Source organism: Streptomyces sp. NPDC023527 (genome assembly GCF_055560115.1).
Genome location: NZ_JBVHJJ010000007.1, coordinates 306454 through 323467, shown reverse-complemented (window position 1 = coordinate 323467; position 17014 = coordinate 306454). Strand labels below are relative to the sequence as shown.

The window sequence follows — 17014 nt, the reverse complement described above, 5'->3', positions numbered from 1 at the left end:
CGCACGGGTAAGGGGCTCCGGCTGTTGCCGGAGCCCCTTACCTGTGTCCGCTTGCGGTGTTACGGCCTGCGCGCCGACGTCACGCGGTAGACGTCATAGACGCCCTCCACACCCCGGACCGCCTTCAGGACGTGCCCCAGGTGCTTGGGGTCGCCCATCTCGAAGGTGAACCGTGAGGTGGCCACCCGGTCGCGGGAGGTCTGCACGGCGGCGGAGAGGATGTTGACGTGCTGGTCGGACAGGACGCGTGTGACGTCCGACAGCAGCCGGGAGCGGTCCAGCGCCTCGACCTGGATGGCCACCAGGAAGACCGACGACTGGGTCGGCGCCCACTCGACGTCGATGATCCGCTCGGGCTGCTGCGAGAGCGAGTCGACGTTGACGCAGTCGGCGCGGTGCACCGAGATGCCGTTGCCGCGGGTGACGAAGCCGATGATCGGGTCGCCCGGCACGGGTGTGCAACAGCGGGCCAGCTTCACCCACACGTCGTCGACGCCCTTGACGACCACGCCCGGGTCGGAGCTGGAGCGCCGCTTGGAGCGGCCGCGGATCGGGGCGCTCTCCTCGATGTCCTCGGTGGCCGCGTCCTCGCCGCCGAGGGCCTGGACGAGCTTCTGGACCACGCCCTGGGCCGCGACATGACCCTCGCCGATGGCGGCGTAGAGGGAGGAGATGTCCGGATAGCGCATCTCGTGCGCGAGGGTGACGAGCGAGTCGCCGGTGAGGATCCGCTGGATCGGCAGGTTCTGCTTGCGCATGGCGCGCGCGATGGCGTCCTTGCCCTGCTCGATGGCCTCGTCGCGGCGCTCCTTGGAGAACCAGGCGCGGATCTTGTTGCGTGCGCGCGGTGACTTGACGAAGCCGAGCCAGTCGCGGGAGGGGGCGGCGCCGGGCGCCTTGGAGGTGAAGACCTCGACCAGATCGCCGTTGTCGAGGGTCGACTCCAGTGGTACGAGCCGCCCGTTGACCCGCGCGCCTATGGTGCGGTGGCCGACCTCGGTGTGGACGGCGTAGGCGAAGTCGACCGGGGTGGCCCCGGCCGGCAGCGCTATGACATCGCCCTTGGGCGTGAAGACGAAGACCTCGTTGCGGGAGAGGTCGAAGCGCAGGGACTCCAGGAACTCGCCCGGGTCCTCGGTCTCCTTCTGCCAGTCCAGCAGCTGCCGCAGCCAGGCCATGTCATTGACGGTGTCCTGGTTCTTGCCGGCGTTCTTGGGCACGTCGGTGCGGACCTTGGAGGCCCCGGCGACGGCTTCCTGCTTGTACTTCCAGTGCGCGGCGATGCCGTACTCCGCGCGCCGGTGCATGTCGAAGGTGCGGATCTGCAGCTCGACGGGCTTGCCGCTGGGGCCTATGACCGTCGTGTGCAGGGATTGGTACATGTTGAACTTGGGCATCGCGATGTAGTCCTTGAACCGCCCCGGGACCGGGTTCCACCGGGCGTGGACGGTGCCGAGCGCCGCGTAGCAGTCGCGGACGGTGTCGACGAGGACGCGGATGCCCACCAGGTCGTAGATCTCGGCGAAGTCGCGGCCTCGCACGATCATCTTCTGGTAGACGCTGTAGTAGTGCTTCGGGCGGCCGGTGACGGTGGCCTTGATGCGGGCGGCGCGCAGGTCGGCCTGGACCTCGTCGGTGACGATGGCCAGGTATTCGTCGCGCTTGGGGGCGCGCTCGGCGACGAGGCGGACGATCTCGTCGTACATCTTGGGGTAGAGGATCGCGAAGGCGAGGTCCTCCAGCTCCCACTTGATGGTGTTCATGCCCAGCCGGTGTGCCAGCGGGGCGTAGATCTCCAGCGTCTCGCGGGCCTTCTTCTCCTGCTTCTCCCGCTTGAGGTAGCGCATGGTGCGCATGTTGTGCAGGCGGTCGGCCAGCTTGATCACCAGGACCCGGGGGTCCTTGGCCATCGCGACGACCATCTTGCGCACGGTCTCGGCCTGCGCGGCCTCGCCGAACTGCACCCGGTCGAGCTTGGTGACGCCGTCGACCAGCAGGGCCACCTGGTCGCCGAAGTCGCGGCGCAGGTCGTCCAGGCCGTACTCGGTGTCCTCGACGGTGTCGTGCAGCAGCCCGGCCATCAGGGTGGCCGGATCCATGCCCAGCTCGGCGAGGATCGTGGTCACCGCGAGGGGGTGGGTGATGTACGGGTCGCCGCTCTTGCGCTTCTGGCCGCGGTGCCAGCGCTCGGCGACCTGGTAGGCGCGCTCCAGCTGGCGCAGGGTCGTGGCGTCGGCCTTCGGATCGTTTCCGCGGACGATCCGCAGCAGCGGCTCCAGCACCGGGTTGTACGGGCTGGAGCGCTGGACGCCCAGACGGGCGAGGCGGGCCCGGACCCGGCTGGAGGAGCCGGAGCGGGGCGGGGTTCCCGGCGTGGGAGTGGGCCGAACGGGTGAGGCGCCCGCGGGGGCGCCGCCGGCCGGCTTGTCGGCGGTGGGGCGGGTGGCCGGGGCGGGCGTGGGGCGCGCCTGGCCGTTGGGGAGGGCAGGGGCCTCCGGGGCGCCGGGGGCGCCCTTGGGCTCAGGGGCGCTCTGCGGGCGGCCCTGGGGCGTGCCCGCGGCCGCCGCGGCCTCGGGAGACGGCTTGTCCGGCTGTGCGGCGGTGAGCGGCTGGGCCTCGTCTGGCAAGAGCACTCCTCATGCGGGTCCGGCCCCCCGATCAGGTCCGGGACTGCCATGGTATCGAGCCACGGCGGGTGACCGCCGCGCGCCCGCCTGTGCCCCGCACAACATGGGGCGGGCACCGGGTCTTCCCCGGTGCCCGCCCCATGAGGCCGATCGTGCGATCAGACGGTGATCAGCGCCTCCAGCGGCGCTCCGCCGAGCTCCCCCGCCAGCCGCTCGCGGCCGGGCAGGAAACCGAGCTCCATCAGCACCACGACGCCGGCCACCTCGGCCCCGGCCCGGCGGATCAGCTTCAGCGAAGCCTCCGCCGTGCCGCCGGTGGCCAGGACGTCGTCGATGACCAGGACCCGGTCGCCGGCGCCCACGGCGTCGGCGTGGATCTCGATCTCGGCGGTGCCGTACTCCAGGTCGTACGCCTGGGCCAGCGTCGCTCCCGGGAGCTTGCCCGCCTTGCGCACGGGCACGAAGCCGAGCCCGGCGCGGACGGCGGCCGGCGCGCCCAGGATGAAGCCGCGGGCCTCCAGGCCGACGACCTTGGTCGCGCCGTACCGCTCGCAGAGTCCGGCGAGCGCGTCGGTCAGCGCGCCGAACGCCTCGGCGTCGGCGAGCAGCGGGGTGATGTCCTTGAACATCACGCCCGGCTTGGGGTAGTCCGGCACATCGTGGATGTGCGAGAGCAGCAGGTCGCGCAGCTTCTGGTCGGCGGTGCCGACGCTCACGGCGCTCATCGGCGCTTGCCCGACGAACGGCCGCGGCCACCGCGGCTGCGGTTCGAGCCCTGGCGGACGACGCCGGCCGGCGGCGCGTCCTCCGGCTCGTCGTCCTCGAAGCCTTCGTCGTACGCCTCGACCTCGACGCCCGACTCGGCCTTGGCGGCGGCGGAGGCGCGCTTGGCCCGCACCCGCTTGGTCAGGGCCTTCATCTGCGGGTCGCGCTCCTTGAGGTCGGCGACCAGCGGGGTGGCGATGAAGATCGAGGAGTACGCGCCGGCCGCGAGGCCGACGAACAGGGCGAGCGAGATGTCGTTGAGCATGCCCGCGCCGAGGAAGCCGCCGCCGATGAACAGCAGGCCGGCGACCGGGAGCAGCGCCACGACGGTGGTGTTGATGGAGCGCACCAGGGTGCCGTTGAGGCTGCGGTTGGCGATCTCGCTGTAGGTGAAGCGGGTCTGCTTGGTGATGTCCTTCGCGCCCTCCTTGAGACCGTCGAAGACGACGACGGTGTCGTAGAGGGAGTAACCGAGGATGGTCAGCAGACCGATCACGGTGCCCGGGGTGACCTCGAAGCCGACCAGTGCGTACACACCGACGGTGATGGTGAGGTCGTGGATCAGGGCGATGAGGGCGGCGAGCGCCATGCGCCACTCGAAGGCGATCGCCAGGTAGATCACCACGAGGATCATGAAGACCGCCAGGCCCGTCCATGCCTTGTTGGCGATCTGGTCACCCCAGCTGGGGCCGACGATGTCGGTGTTGACCTTGTCCAGCGGGACGTCCAGCTTCTTGGCCAGGGCCTGCTGGGTGGTGCGGGACTGCTCGGTGGTGAGCTCGCTGACCTGGACGCGCAGCGTGCCGTTGCCGAGCTTTTGGACGATGGCCGTGTGGCCGGAGGTCTCCTCCACCGTCTGCTTGGCCGCTTCGGCCGAGACGGACGTCTTGGTGGTGTTGAAGACCGCGCCACCGGAGAACTCGATGCCCATGTTCAGACCGCGCACCGCCAGGCCGACGATGGCCGTGATGGTGATCAGGATCGAGATGCCGTACCAGATCTTCCGCTTGCCGACGAAGTCGTAGCCGACCTCACCGCGGTAGAGCCGGGCGCCGAGGTTGCCGAGCTTGGACATCTCACGCCTCCTTCGGGTCGACGGGGGCGGTGGGGCGACGGCGGGAGGCCCGCAGCGGGGGCTTGGCGCCGAGCCGCTTGGGGTCGAGCCCGGACCACGGGTGGCCGCTGGCGAAGAACTTGCGGCGCGCGAGGAGCGTCATGAGCGGCTTCGTGAAGAAGAAGACCACGACCACGTCGAGGAGGGTGGTCAGACCGAGGGTGAACGCGAAGCCCTGGACCTTGCCGACGGTGACGATGAAGAGCACCGCGGCGGCGAGGAAGGACACGAAGTCGGAGACCAGGATGGTGCGGCGGGCACGCGGCCAGCCCCGCTCCACGGCCGGGCGCAGGGTCCGGCCCTCCCTGATCTCGTCCCGGATGCGTTCGAAGTAGACGATGAAGGAGTCGGCGGTGATGCCGATCGCGACGATGGCGCCGCAGACCGCCGGCAGGTTCAGCGCGAATTGGATGGCCTCACCGAGCAACACCATGATCGTGTAGGTGAGGATCGCCGAGCACAGGAGGCTGGCGAGGGCGACGAGCGCGAGACCGCGGTAGTACGCCACCAGGTAGATGATCACGAGCGCGAGGCCGATGGCACCGGCGATCAGACCGGCGCGCAGCTGCTCACCGCCGAGCGCGGCGGTGACCGTGGTCTCCGTGGCGACGTCGAAGGACAGCGGCAGGGCGCCGTACGACAGGATGTTGGCGAGGTCGCGGGCGCTCTCCTGGGTGAAGCCGCCGGAGATCTCCGCCTGTCCGCCGGAGATCGAGCTGGAGACCGAGGGGTCGGAGACGACCTCGCCGTCCAGGACGATCGCGAACTGGTTCTGCGGGGGCTGCTTGGTCGCCAGCTGGCCGGTGACGTCGGCGAACTTCTTGGAACCACCCGAGGTGAACTTCAGCTGGACGATCCAGCCCTTGCCCTGCTGGCTGTCGAAGACGGCGTCGGCGTCCTTGACCCCGGTGCCCTCCACGGCCACCGGGCCGAGGATCTCCTTGGCCGTGCCGTCCTTCTTGCACGCGACGATCACGTCGGTGAGCGGGGCGCGCGCGGCGGCCTTGCTCGCCTTGGAGCGGCCGTCCTTGGTGGAGCAGTCCAGGGCGGCGACGTCGGCGGGGGACGGCGTGGGGTCCTTCTTGGACTTGTCGTCCTTCTTGGCGCCCTCGTCCTTGGCCTTGTCGTCGGCCTTGTCGTCCTTGGCCTTGTCGCCGCCGACGGAGGCGCTCGCCTTGGGGGACGGCGTGCCGTCCGCCTTGAGCGCGTCGGTGACGGCCCGGCCCTGCGTCTTGGCGGAGGCGGAGGCCGACGGGGAGCCGGACGGCTTGTTCTTGTCGTCCTTGCTCTTGTCGGCGCCCTTGTCGGCCTTGTCCTTGCCGGAGGCGGAGGAGCTGGGGGCCGGCTCGGGGGTCTTGGCACCGTCGGCCACGCTCAGCACGGGGCGGAAGCCCAGCTTGGCGGTGGTTCCGACCTGCTCGCGGGCCTGCTTCGCGTTCGTCCCCTTGGGGATGTTCACGATGATGTGCTTCTCGCCCTGCGTCTGGACCTCGGCCTCGGAGACACCGAGACCGTTGACACGGCGGTCGATGATGCCGACGGCCGTGTTCATGTTGGTCTGGTTGATCGCGTTGGGCTTGCCGGGCTCGTTCTTCGCCTCCAGCGTGAAGCTGGTGCCCCCGGCGAGGTCGATACCCAGTCGCGGGGTGGTGCGCCCGGAGGCGAACATCCCCGCGGTGAGCGCCACCATGGCGATCAGGATCAGGGCCAGGACGCGGCCCGGCCTGCCCTGGCCGCCCGGGGACCTGCGGCCCTTCTTCGGTGCTGCCACCTTGTCGTTTCTCCCTGTCCAACCGCCCGGCGTCGGGTGTTTCGCCGGGCGGCCACGAAGTGTTGTGGGGACCTGCCCCCCGCCGGAGCCTAGACCGTAAGGGAACCGCGGCGCACCGCTCGTGCGGTGCTCCGCGGTTCCCTGAAGGGGCTACTTCGCGTCGGTGTCGCCGTCCTTCTTGCCGTCCCGCTTCGCGTCCTCGGCCTTGTCGGCGTCCTCGGCCTTGTCCGCGGCACCGGCCTCGGCGTCGCCGGCGGCGTCCTTGCCGAGGTCGATCTTCTTCTCGGCCGGGGCGGCGTCGGCGTCCTCGGTCAGCGACGAGGCGTCGTCCGGGACGACAGGGGTCTCGGACTCGTCCGGCTCGATCCCGTGGACGATGCGGTTGTACTCCGCGTCCTCCAGGACGGCACCGATGGCGTTCTTCGCGTAGATCGCGTGAACGCCCGGGGCGATCTCCAGGAGGACGGAGTCGTCGTTGACCTCCTTGACGGTGGCGTACATGCCGCCGATCGTCCGCACACCGGTGCCCGGGTGCATCTGGTCGCGCATCTGCGCCGCCTGGCGCTGCTTGTTCTTGGCCGACCGGGTCATCAGGAACATGGCCCCGATAAGCACGATGAACGGCAGGAGAGTCACGATATTCACGGGACGGGGTTTCCTTCACACGACCGCGGGGGCGGCCTGGTCTACGGGGGTGGTATGCCGCGCCTGTACGGACGGGCATCGGCGGAGTCTAAGCGAGTCCGCGCCTATGGAACAACGCCCAGCATGGCACCGGGGTTCCTGAGCGGACCAGCACCCGCGCCGTCATCCGCCGAAGAGTCCCCCCTGTCCGGGGCCGCCCGCGGCCTGCTGGGGCGGCACCAGACCGAGGTGCGTCCAGGCCGCCGGGGTCGCGATCCGGCCCCTGGGCGTACGGGCCAGCAGACCCTCCCGTACGAGGAAGGGCTCGGCGACCTCCTCGACCGTCTCGCGCTCCTCGCCCACTGCGACGGCGAGGGTGGAGAGCCCCACGGGGCCGCCGCCGAAGAGCTTGAGCAGGGCGGTGAGCACGGCGCGGTCGAGCCGGTCGAGGCCGCGGGCGTCGACCTCGTAGACGTCCAGGGCCTGCTCGGCGGTCTCGCGGTTGATCACCCCGTCGGCCTTGACCTGGGCGTAGTCGCGCACCCGGCGCAGGAGGCGGTTGGCGATACGGGGGGTGCCGCGGGAGCGCCCGGCGATCTCGGCGGCTCCGGCGGCGTCTATCTCCACGTCGAGGAGGCGGGCGGAGCGGTGGATGACGCGCTCCAGCTCGGCGGGGACGTAGAACTCCATGTGCCCGGTGAAGCCGAAGCGGTCGCGCAGCGGGGGCGGCAGCAGGCCGGCGCGGGTGGTGGCGCCGACGAGGGTGAAGGGCGGCAGCTCCAGCGGGATGGCGGTGGCACCGGGGCCCTTGCCGACGATGACGTCGACGCGGAAGTCCTCCATCGCCATGTACAGCATCTCCTCGGCGGGCCGGGACATGCGGTGGATCTCGTCGAGGAACAGCACCTCGCCCTCGGTGAGGGAGGAGAGGATCGCGGCGAGGTCGCCCGCGTGCTGGATGGCGGGGCCGGAGGTGATGCGGATGGGGGCGCCCATCTCGGCCGCGATGATCATGGAGAGGGTGGTCTTGCCGAGACCGGGCGCGCCGGAGAGCAGGACGTGGTCGGCGGTGGCGCCCCGGGCGCGGGCGGCCTTGAGGACCAGGTCCAGCTGCTCGCGGACCCGCTCCTGACCGACGAACTCGCGGAGGTCCTTGGGGCGGAGGGCGGCTTCGACGGCGGTTTCCTCGCCGTCGGCGGCGGGCGCCACCAGTCGCTCGGCGGCGGCGGGTGCGGACTCGTCGTCCCAGTTCACGGGTTGAACCTCACGGTCGGTGATGGTGCGGTGCGGCGGGGTCGGGCCGCCGGTTCCTGAACGGGGCTCCGCCCCGGACCCCGGTCCTCAATCCCCCCGGCTACCGCTGGGAGGTGCCCCCGGACGGGCTGATCGGGCTGGGCTGAGCCCACGGTCAGCGCGCGCGGTTCAGACTCTGCAGCGCCGCCCGCAGCAGCTGGCCGACCTGCGGCGTGCCGCCGCCGGCGGTGACCGCCTCGGCCTGCGGCGCCACCACCGCCATCGCCTCCTCCGCCTCACGGGCGGCATATCCGAGGCCTACCAGCGCGGCGAGCAGCTGCTCCCGCCAGCCCGCGGCGGCGGAGGCACCGCCCCGGGCGACTCCGCCGGAGGCGACCGGTTCGCCGAGCCGGTCCTTCAGCTCCAGCAGCAGCTTCTGCGCGCCCTTCTTGCCGATGCCCGGGACCGCGGTGAGGGCCTTCTCGTCGCCCGTGGCGACCGCGCGGCGCAGGGCGTCCGGCGTGTGGACGGCGAGCATGGCCTGGGCGAGGCGCGGGCCGACGCCGCTGGCGGTCTGGAGCAGCTCGAAGACCTGGCGCTCGTCGTCGTCGGCGAAGCCGTAGAGGGTCAGGGAGTCCTCGCGCACCACCAGGGAGGTGGCGAGCTTGGCGTGCTGGCCGATGCGGAGGGTGGAGAGGGTGTTCGGCGTGCAGAGGACGGCCATGCCGACGCCGCCGACCTCGACGACGGCGGTGTCCGGGGCGAGGGCCGCGACCGGGCCGGAGACAAAGGCGATCATGCGCTGCCCTTCAGGGTTCGTACGACGGCGTCCTGGGGACGCGGGGTGCGGCGGTGGGCGGCCACGGCTTCCTGGAGGCGGTTGGTCGCCGGGGCCCGCCAGATGTGGCAGATGGCCAGGGCCAGCGCGTCGGCGGCGTCGGCCGGCTTGGGGGGCGCGTCCAGTCGCAGCAGGCGGGTGACCATGGAGCCGACCTGGGCCTTGTCGGCCCGGCCGGAGCCGGTGACGGCGGCCTTGACCTCGCTGGGGGTGTGCAGGGCGACGGGCAGCCCGCGCCGGGCGGCGCAGAGCATCGCGACCGCGCTGGCCTGCGCGGTGCCCATGACCGTACGGACGTTGTGCTGGCTGAAGACCCGCTCCACGGCGACGAATTCGGGGCGGTGCTCGTCCAGCCACTGCTCTATGCCGCGCTCGATGAGCACGAGGCGATCGGCGACCTCGGCGTCCGCCGGGGTGCGGATCACTCCCACACCCACCATGCGCAGGGGCCGGCCGGCGACGCCGTCCACCACACCGACGCCGCACCGGGTCAAGCCGGGATCCACGCCCAGTACGCGCATCAACGCCCCCTCCTTCAGTCGTCTGTTCGCAGACTATCCGCTGCCACTGACAACGCCCGATCACGCCGACGGGCCGACGGGTGGTGTCCCGTCGGCCCGTCGGAAGGGACCGTGTGCCAGACGACGCGTCAGGCGTCGACCTTGGCCATGACCTCGTCGGAGACGTCGAAGTTGGCGAAGACGTTCTGCACGTCGTCGCTGTCCTCCAGCGCGTCGATCAGCTTGAAGATCTTGCGCGCGCCTTCCTCGTCGAGCTCCACCTGCATGGTGGGCACGAAGTTGGCCTCGGCGGAGTCGTAGTCGATGCCCGCCTCCTGGAGCGCGGTGCGCACCGCGACCATGTCGGTGGCCTCGGAGAGCACCTCGAAGTTCTCACCGAGGTCGTTGACCTCCTCGGCACCCGCGTCCAGGACCGCGCCGAGGACGTCGTCCTCGGTGAGCTCGCCCTTGGGGACGATGACGACGCCCTTGCGGTTGAAGAGGTACGACACCGAGCCGGGGTCGGCCATCGAGCCGCCGTTGCGGGTCATGGCGACGCGCACGTCGGAGGCGGCGCGGTTGCGGTTGTCGGTGAGGCACTCGATGAGCACGGCCACGCCGTTCGGGCCGTAGCCCTCGTACATGATGGTCTCGTAGTCGGCGCCGCCCGCTTCGAGACCGGCACCGCGCTTGACCGCGCTGTCGATGTTCTTGTTCGGGACCGAGCTCTTCTTCGCCTTCTGGATGGCGTCGAACAGCGTCGGGTTACCGGCCGGGTCGGCGCCGCCCGTGCGGGCCGCCACCTCGATGTTCTTGATCATCTTCGCGAAGAGCTTGCCGCGCTTGGCGTCGATCACGGCCTTCTTGTGCTTCGTCGTAGCCCATTTAGAGTGGCCGGACATCCGCCTGTCTCCTTCGCGTAACCAATTCTGCAACGAACGACTGAGATCCTACCGGGACAGGCCCACCCGTCTCCCAACCACCACCCCTCAAGGGGCGGTGACGCGCGCACCTTACTGATGCGCCGCGCGCACCATCTCGACGAAGAGGCCGTGCACCCGGTGGTCGCCCGTCAGCTCGGGGTGGAAGGAGGTCGCCAGCACGTTGCCCTGGCGCACGGCCACCGTGTGACCGTCGTACGTGGCCAGCACCTCGGCGCTCGCGCCGATGGACTCGACCCAGGGGGCGCGGATGAAGACGCCCTCGACCGGGCCGCCGTCGACGCCGGCGACGTCGATGGTCGCCTCGAAGGACTCGTTCTGCCGCCCGAAGGCGTTACGGCGCACGATCATGTCGATGCCGCCGAGCGTCTCCTGGTCCTCGCGGCCGTCCAGCAGCTTGTCCGCGACCATGATCATGCCGGCGCAGGTGCCGTAGACCGGCAGCCCGGCGCGGACCCGCTCGCGCAGCGGCTCCAGCATCCCGAAGGCGACCGCCAGCTTGGACATGGTGGTGGACTCGCCGCCGGGTATCACCAGGCCGTCGAGGCCGTCGAGCTCTTCGGGGCGGCGGACCGGGCGGGCGACGGCGTCGGCCGCGGCCAGGGCCACCAGGTGCTCGCGGACGTCACCCTGAAGGGCGAGCACGCCGATGACGGGGTTGTCGACGGAGGTTGTCACGGGGTACCTCTCACAGCATTGCGGCGGTGGGCGGCCCGTGAAGCGCGGGCCGCCCACCGGAGGACAGCGGAATTACCAGCCGCGGTTGGCGTAGCGCTCCGACTCGGGGAGGGTGTCGCAGTTGATGCCGACCATGGCCTCGCCGAGGTTGCGGGAGGCGTCCGCGATGATCTTCGGGTCGTCGTAGAAGGTGGTGGCCTTCACGATGGCGGCGGCGCGCTTGGCCGGGTCACCGGACTTGAAGATGCCGGAGCCGACGAAGACGCCCTCGGCACCGAGCTGGCGCATCAGCGCGGCGTCCGCGGGGGTGGCGACGCCACCGGCGGAGAAGAGGACGACGGGCAGCTTGCCGAGCTCGGCGACCTCCTTGACCAGCTCGTACGGGGCGCGCAGGTCCTTGGCGGCGGCGAAGAGCTCGTTGTTGTCGAAGCCGCGCAGCCTGGCGATCTCGTTCTTGATCTGGCGCAGGTGACGGACGGCCTCCACGACGTTGCCGGTGCCGGCCTCGCCCTTGGAGCGGATCATGGCCGCGCCCTCGGCGATGCGGCGCAGGGCCTCGCCCAGGTTGGTGGCACCGCAGACGAAGGGGGTGGTGAACGCCCACTTGTCGCTGTGGTTGACCTCGTCGGCCGGGGTGAGGACCTCGGACTCGTCGATGTAGTCGACGCCGAGGGACTGCAGGACCTGGGCCTCGACGAAGTGGCCGATGCGGGACTTGGCCATGACCGGGATGGAGACGGCGCCGATGATCTCTTCGATCATGTTCGGGTCGGACATCCGGGCCACGCCGCCGTCCTTGCGGATGTCGGCCGGGACCCGCTCCAGAGCCATGACCGCCACGGCGCCGGCGTCCTCGGCGATCTTCGCCTGCTCGGCGTTGACGACGTCCATGATCACGCCGCCCTTGAGCTGCTCGGCCATGCCGCGCTTGACGCGCGCGGTGCCGGTCTCGGGGCTGGTGGCGTTCGGGGTCGTGCTGGACACGTGGTGACCTCACTATCAAGGGCGGTAAAGCTGCGACCTCATCCAATCCGTGGCGGGGTCACCGGAAAAAGAGCCAATTCGAGGTCAGTGGCCTGTCCGGTCGCCCAGCACGGCGGGCGGTTCGTCGTCCATCTCGACTGCCAGCGGGAACGGCGCGTGGCCCGCCAACCGGAACCAGCGCACCACGCGGTGCTTGCGGACGGCCCGCGCGGCGCGGACCGCGTCGTTGTGGAACCGCCGGGCCATCGGCACCCGCCGGACGGCCCCGCCGAGCTCCGACAGCGACTCCTCGCCGCCCGGCGCCTCCCGTACGGCCTCCACCTGCGGGGCCTCCGCGAAAACGGCCCGCAGCGCCTGGCTGAGCTCGCTCTCGGCGACCTCGCGGTGCTCCTCCTCCGCCTGCCGGGCGGCGTGGGCGGCCTGGTAGAGGACGATCGAGGCCGCCGGGTCGAGCACCCCGGCGGTGGCGAGCTCCTGGGCGACCGAGGCGCGCCGCAGCAGCTGGGCGTCGAGGGCGGCGCGGGCCGCGTCGATGCGGCTGTGCAGCCGGTCCAGGCGGCCCGCGGTCCAGCTCAGATAGACGCCGATGACGACGAGTGCGGCGACGATCCAGATCAGTGTGGTCACGCGGCGCCACGTTACCGGTCACTGACGGCTTGCCCACCGGGGCTCCGCCCCGGACCCCGGTCCTCAAGCTCCCCCGGCTACCGCTGGGAGGTGCCCCCGGACGGGCTGGATCGGGTCCGCCTGAATCCGAGCCCGTCCGATCGTGGACACCGGACCCTCAGTCCCGCGCCAGCCCGAACCGCGCCCGCAGCCCCGTGCGTTCGTCCGCCGCCACCGAGGCCGCGCCCGCCGTCACCGTCTCGTACACGGCCAGGATGTCCGCCCCGACCCGGGACCAGTCGAAGCGGCGTACGTGCGCGGAGCCGCGCTCGCTCAGCGCGGTGCGGTACGCGGGGTCGCCCAGCAGGCGCAGGGCCGCGGTGGCCAGCGCGTCCGCGTCCTCGTTGGCGAAGAGTTCGCCGGCCGCGCCCTTGTCGAGGACCTGCGCGAACGCGTCCAGGTCGCTGGCGAGGACGGGCGCGCCCGCGGACATCGCCTCGACGAGGATGATGCCGAAGGACTCGCCGCCGGTGTTGGGGGCCACGTAGACGTCGACGCTGCGCAGCAGCCGTGCCTTGTCCTCGTCGCTGACCATGCCGAGGAACTCCACGCGCTCGCGCATCTCCACGGGCAGGGACGCGACGGCCTCCTCCTCGTCGCCGCGCCCGGCGACCAGCAACCGCGTGCCGGGGCGCTCGGCGAGGATCCTGGGCAGGGCGCGCATCAGGACGGGAAGTCCCTTGCGGGGCTCGTCGATCCGGCCCATGAAGCCGATCGTCGCGCCGTCGGGGCCGCCCTGCCACTCCGCCTTGGGCTCGGCCCGGGCGAAGAAGTCCACGTCGACGCCGTTGGGGATGACGACGGCGTCGCCGCCGAGGTGCTCGACCAGCGTCCTGCGGGCGTACTCGCTCACGGCGATGCGGGCGCGGATCTTCTCCAGGGCGGGCTGGAGGATCGGATAGGCCGCGATCATCGCCCGGGAGCGGGGGTTGGAGGTGTGGAAGGTCGCCACGATCGGGCCCTGCGCGGCCCAGCAGGCCAGCAGGCCCAGCGAGGGGGAGGTGGGCTCGTGGATGTGGATGACGTCGAAGTCGCCGTCGTGCAGCCAGCGCCGGACGCGCGCGGCGGAGAGGAAGCCGAAGTTCAGCCGTGCGACGGAGCCGTTGTACGGGACGGGGACGGCTCGGCCGGCGGAGACGACGAACGGCGGCAGCGGCGTCTCGTCGTCCGCCGGTGCCAGCACGGAGACCTCGTGGCCGAGCCGGATGAGGTGCTCGGCCAGGTCCCGGATGTGGAACTGGACCCCGCCGGGGACGTCCCAGGAGTACGGGCAGACGATCCCGATCCTCACGGCGTCTCCTTCCCGAGGTCGGCGAGCCACAGCCGCTGGAGCATGTGCCAGTCCTCCGGGTGCTCGGCGATGCCGGAGGCGAACGCGTCGGCCAGTCGCTGGGTCATCGCCGCGGCCTTCTCGGGCCGGGTGCCGGTCTCGGGGACGTCGACGGGCGCGTGGATGTGCCCCCGCATCAGCGGCCCGTCGTACCAGAGGGTGACGGGCAGCAGCAGCGCGCCCGTCCGCACGGCGAGCATCGCGGGTCCGGCGGGCATCTTCGTCGCCTCGCCGAAGAACTTCACCTCCACGCCGGAGGAGGACAGATCACGGTCGGCGACCAGGCAGACCAGTCCCCCGGCGCGCAGCCGCCGGGCGAGGGTGCCGAAGGCGCTGCCGCCGGAGTGCGGCAGGACCTCCATGCCGAGCCCCTCGCGGTAGGCGACGAACCGGTCGTAGAGGCTCTCGGGCTTCAGTCGCTCGGCGACGGTCGTGAAGGGCACCCCGAGCGCGGTGGGGACCCAGGCGCCGGCGAGGTCGTAGTTGCCCATGTGGGGCAGGGCGAGGACGACGCCGCGCCCGGAGGCCAGGCCCTCCTCCAGGTAGTGCGTGTTCTGGATGCCGACGCCGTCGCGGATGCGGTCCGCGCTCCAGGCGGGCAGCCGGAAGGACTCCATCCAGTAGCGCATGTACGAGCGCATGCCGGCCCGCGAGAGCTGGGCCAGCCGCCCGGGGCCCGCGTCGGGCACGACCCGGGCGAGGTTGGCCTCCAGGCGCAGCACGCCCTTGCCGCGCCGCTTCCAGGCGATGTCGGCGATCCGCTGTCCGAGCCGTACGGCGACGGGTTCGGGGAGCTTGCGCACCGTTCCCCAGCCGAGCCCGTACAGCGCGTCGGTCAGCTTCTCCCTCACCCGGCACCACCCCCTTGGACCGGCGTCGCGTCGGCCTCGGCCGCCTCGCGGCGCACGGTCACCACTCGCTGGATCAGGGTGACGAGGCTACCGAGGGCCACGATCCACAGGGCGATGGGCAGCAGGATCTGGATACCCGGGACGCCGAACTTGTGCAGTCCGGAGAAGCCGCACGCCACCAGCGAGATGACGAGCCGCTCGGCGCGCTCGACGAGGCCGTTGACGTTCACGGGCAGGCCGATGCTCTCGCCGCGGGCCTTGGTGTACGAGACGACCTGGCCGCTGGCGAGGCAGAAGATCGCGACCGCGCACAGGGCGAGGTCGTCGCCGCGTCCGGCGTACCAGAGGGCGAGGCCGCCGAAGATCGCCGAGTCGGCGACCCGGTCGAGGGTGGAGTCGAGGAACGCGCCCCAGCGGCTGGAGCGGCCGAGCTGGCGGGCCATGTTGCCGTCGACCAGGTCGGAGAAGACGAACAGGGTGATGGTGACCGTGCCCCAGAAGAACTCGCCCTGGGGGTAGAAGACCAGCGCACCCGCCATCACACCGCCGGTCCCGATGAGGGTGACCGCGTCGGGGCTGACGCCCAGGCGGATGAGCAGGGCGGCGAACGGCGTGAGAACACGCGTGAAGAACGCACGCGCGTACTTGTTCAGCATGGCCTTCCCGGAGGGTCGTATCGGGCCGGGTGGTCAGGAGGCCACCGGCTGGCCCATCGTAGCCAGGCGGCCGGGGGCCGCCGCGCACGCACCACTCGCTGCGGCTCCTGCCCCCTTTCGGCTCCGGCTTTCCGTAGCCTGCGAGATGTGGAAGATCATGCTCCGCTCCCCCGTCGCACCCGTCGGCTGATCACCTGCTCGGTCTGCGCCGGACTGGGGGCGCTCTGGCTGCTCGACCTGTTCTCGGCGGAGTCCGCCCACGGCCTGCCCGGCCAGCGCCTGGTCTGGCTGCCCGCCGTGTCCGGCCCGCTCGCGGCCGCCCTCCTGCTCCTCCCGCTCCCCCGTCTCACCCTCGAATGGCGGGCGGCGATCGCGGCCGTGGGCTCGGGAGCGCTGACCTACGCCCTGAGCCGGCCCGGCGCGGGCACCTACGGCTTCGGCGTGGTCGAGGCCGTCTGCTTCCTGCTGCTGCTCGCCCACACCGCCCGCGAGGCCGGGCCGCCACCGCTGCTGATCACGCTCTGCGCGGCCCTGGCGGCGGCGGTCATCGCGATGCCGTTGCGCCTGTTCGAGGACTTCGAGGCGTTCTTCGCCTCCTTCCTGCTGACCTTCCTGTGCGGCGCCGCCCTCGGCCTCGGCAGCTATCTGCGGGTGCTCGACGGCCGCCGCACCCGCGCGGTCGCCGCCGTACGCCAGGGAGAACGGCTGGAACTCGCCCGCGATCTGCACGACTTCGTCGCCCACCACGTCACCGGGATCGTCATCCAGGCCCGCGCCGCCCGTACGGTCCGCGAGCGGGCGCCGGAGAAGGTGGACCCGCTGCTGCGCTCGATCGAGCAGGCCGGGACGGAGACGCTGGACTCGATGCGCCGCCTGGTGCGGGTCCTGCGCGAGGAGGAGGGCCGCTCGGTGCGGCCCGGCGAGCTGCCGGCCGCGCTGACCACCCTGACGGCGGAGTTCGGCCGGTCCGGCGGCCCGCCCGTCACCCTGGAGATCACCCCGGCCGCCCGCCGGGCCCGGCTCGCGCCCGAGGTGGAGACCTCCGTGCACCGCGTGGTGCAGGAGGCGCTGACCAACGTCCGCCGCCACGCGCCCGGCGCCCCCGCCGTCACGGTCCGGCTCGACACCCGCACGGAGCCGGCGGGAACGGAAGGACTGCTGGTGGAGGTGGGGAACGGGCCGCCCGGCGAGCGCGCCGGCTCGCCCGCCGGAGGCCGCGGCGGCTTCGGCCTGGTCGGCCTGCGCGAGCGCGTCGAGGCAGTGGGCGGCGAGCTGAGCGCCCGGCCCGGACCGGACGGGGGCTGGCTCGTCGCGGCGGTGCTGCCGGTCCTGGGGGCCCGGAGCACACCGCCCGGCTAGCCCCACCCGTACCGCCACCGGTATACGCCTCTGTGTTCGATGTATGGACGCAGCGTGACGGCGGTGGAAAGCTCGAA

Annotated in this window: 16 protein-coding genes; 1 reads left to right on the top strand and 15 read right to left on the bottom strand. The window is 71.7% G+C overall.

Annotated features, from left to right (window positions below; genetic code table 11):
- Positions 1-59: 59 nt before the first annotated feature.
- From ACZ303_RS16850 to pgsA, 15 genes are all read right to left on the bottom strand, one after another.
- Complete coding sequence (locus tag ACZ303_RS16850; protein ID WP_467339533.1) at positions 60-2627, bottom strand: RelA/SpoT family protein; 2568 nt, start codon at positions 2625-2627, stop codon at positions 60-62.
- A gap of 158 nt (positions 2628-2785) precedes the next feature.
- The gene (locus tag ACZ303_RS16845; RefSeq protein ID WP_467339531.1) at positions 2786-3352 is read right to left on the bottom strand and encodes an adenine phosphoribosyltransferase; all 567 of its coding nucleotides are present in this window, start codon (positions 3350-3352) and stop codon (positions 2786-2788) included.
- On the bottom strand, positions 3349-4467 hold the full coding sequence (gene secF, locus ACZ303_RS16840; RefSeq protein WP_467339529.1) for a protein translocase subunit SecF: 1119 nt from the start codon (positions 4465-4467) through the stop codon (positions 3349-3351). Before secF ends, ACZ303_RS16845 begins: the two co-directional genes overlap by 4 nt.
- Position 4468: 1 nt before the next feature.
- Positions 4469-6277, bottom strand: a complete 1809-nt coding sequence (gene secD / locus ACZ303_RS16835) for a protein translocase subunit SecD (RefSeq protein WP_467339528.1) — start codon at positions 6275-6277, stop codon at positions 4469-4471.
- 150 nt (positions 6278-6427) lie between these two features.
- A complete protein-coding gene (gene yajC, locus ACZ303_RS16830) occupies positions 6428-6922 on the bottom strand; it encodes a preprotein translocase subunit YajC (protein ID WP_467339526.1) in 495 nt (164 codons plus the stop codon).
- A gap of 162 nt (positions 6923-7084) precedes the next feature.
- Complete coding sequence (ruvB, locus tag ACZ303_RS16825; RefSeq protein WP_467339524.1) at positions 7085-8155, bottom strand: Holliday junction branch migration DNA helicase RuvB; 1071 nt, start codon at positions 8153-8155, stop codon at positions 7085-7087.
- A gap of 154 nt (positions 8156-8309) precedes the next feature.
- Positions 8310-8933 carry a Holliday junction branch migration protein RuvA gene (ruvA, locus tag ACZ303_RS16820; protein WP_467339522.1) on the bottom strand — a complete coding sequence of 208 codons (624 nt, stop codon included), beginning with the start codon at positions 8931-8933 and terminating at the stop codon, positions 8310-8312.
- Positions 8930-9493 (bottom strand): crossover junction endodeoxyribonuclease RuvC, encoded by a 564-nt coding sequence (gene ruvC, locus ACZ303_RS16815; RefSeq protein WP_467339520.1) that lies wholly within the window; start codon positions 9491-9493, stop codon positions 8930-8932. The genes ruvA and ruvC overlap by 4 nt, the downstream gene beginning before the upstream one ends.
- A gap of 128 nt (positions 9494-9621) precedes the next feature.
- Positions 9622-10374: a YebC/PmpR family DNA-binding transcriptional regulator gene (locus ACZ303_RS16810; protein WP_467339518.1), complete on the bottom strand. Its 753-nt coding sequence runs from the start codon at positions 10372-10374 to the stop codon at positions 9622-9624.
- 111 nt (positions 10375-10485) lie between these two features.
- Positions 10486-11091, bottom strand: a complete 606-nt coding sequence (gene pdxT, locus ACZ303_RS16805) for a pyridoxal 5'-phosphate synthase glutaminase subunit PdxT (protein WP_467339516.1) — start codon at positions 11089-11091, stop codon at positions 10486-10488.
- Between the two features lie 72 nt (positions 11092-11163).
- Positions 11164-12075, bottom strand: a complete 912-nt coding sequence (gene pdxS, locus ACZ303_RS16800) for a pyridoxal 5'-phosphate synthase lyase subunit PdxS (protein ID WP_467339514.1) — start codon at positions 12073-12075, stop codon at positions 11164-11166.
- Positions 12076-12159: 84 nt separating this feature from the next.
- Positions 12160-12702 (bottom strand): LemA family protein, encoded by a 543-nt coding sequence (locus ACZ303_RS16795; protein ID WP_467339513.1) that lies wholly within the window; start codon positions 12700-12702, stop codon positions 12160-12162.
- 157 nt (positions 12703-12859) lie between these two features.
- Complete coding sequence (locus tag ACZ303_RS16790; protein WP_467339511.1) at positions 12860-14032, bottom strand: glycosyltransferase family 4 protein; 1173 nt, start codon at positions 14030-14032, stop codon at positions 12860-12862.
- Positions 14029-14922, bottom strand: a complete 894-nt coding sequence (locus ACZ303_RS16785; protein WP_467339509.1) for a phosphatidylinositol mannoside acyltransferase — start codon at positions 14920-14922, stop codon at positions 14029-14031. The genes ACZ303_RS16790 and ACZ303_RS16785 overlap by 4 nt, the downstream gene beginning before the upstream one ends.
- Positions 14919-15578, bottom strand: a complete 660-nt coding sequence (gene pgsA, locus ACZ303_RS16780; protein WP_467339507.1) for a phosphatidylinositol phosphate synthase — start codon at positions 15576-15578, stop codon at positions 14919-14921. Before pgsA ends, ACZ303_RS16785 begins: the two co-directional genes overlap by 4 nt.
- Positions 15579-15725: 147 nt before the next feature.
- On the opposite strand from pgsA, the gene ACZ303_RS16775 reads away from it, so the two are divergent.
- Positions 15726-16937 (top strand): sensor histidine kinase, encoded by a 1212-nt coding sequence (locus tag ACZ303_RS16775; RefSeq protein ID WP_467339505.1) that lies wholly within the window; start codon positions 15726-15728, stop codon positions 16935-16937.
- Positions 16938-17014: the final 77 nt, after the last annotated feature.

What these genes read in the sequence shown, in the direction of transcription:
- ACZ303_RS16845 (WP_467339531.1), bottom strand. Translation starts at nt 3,352, where the DNA reads ATGAGCGCCGTGAGCGTCGGCACCGCCGACCAGAAGCTGCGCGACCTG.
- ACZ303_RS16810 (WP_467339518.1), bottom strand. Translation starts at nt 10,374, where the DNA reads ATGTCCGGCCACTCTAAATGGGCTACGACGAAGCACAAGAAGGCCGTG.
- ruvA (WP_467339522.1), bottom strand. Translation starts at nt 8,933, where the DNA reads ATGATCGCCTTTGTCTCCGGCCCGGTCGCGGCCCTCGCCCCGGACACC.
- secF (WP_467339529.1), bottom strand. Translation starts at nt 4,467, where the DNA reads ATGTCCAAGCTCGGCAACCTCGGCGCCCGGCTCTACCGCGGTGAGGTC.
- pgsA (WP_467339507.1), bottom strand. Translation starts at nt 15,578, where the DNA reads ATGCTGAACAAGTACGCGCGTGCGTTCTTCACGCGTGTTCTCACGCCG.
- ruvC (WP_467339520.1), bottom strand. Translation starts at nt 9,493, where the DNA reads ATGCGCGTACTGGGCGTGGATCCCGGCTTGACCCGGTGCGGCGTCGGT.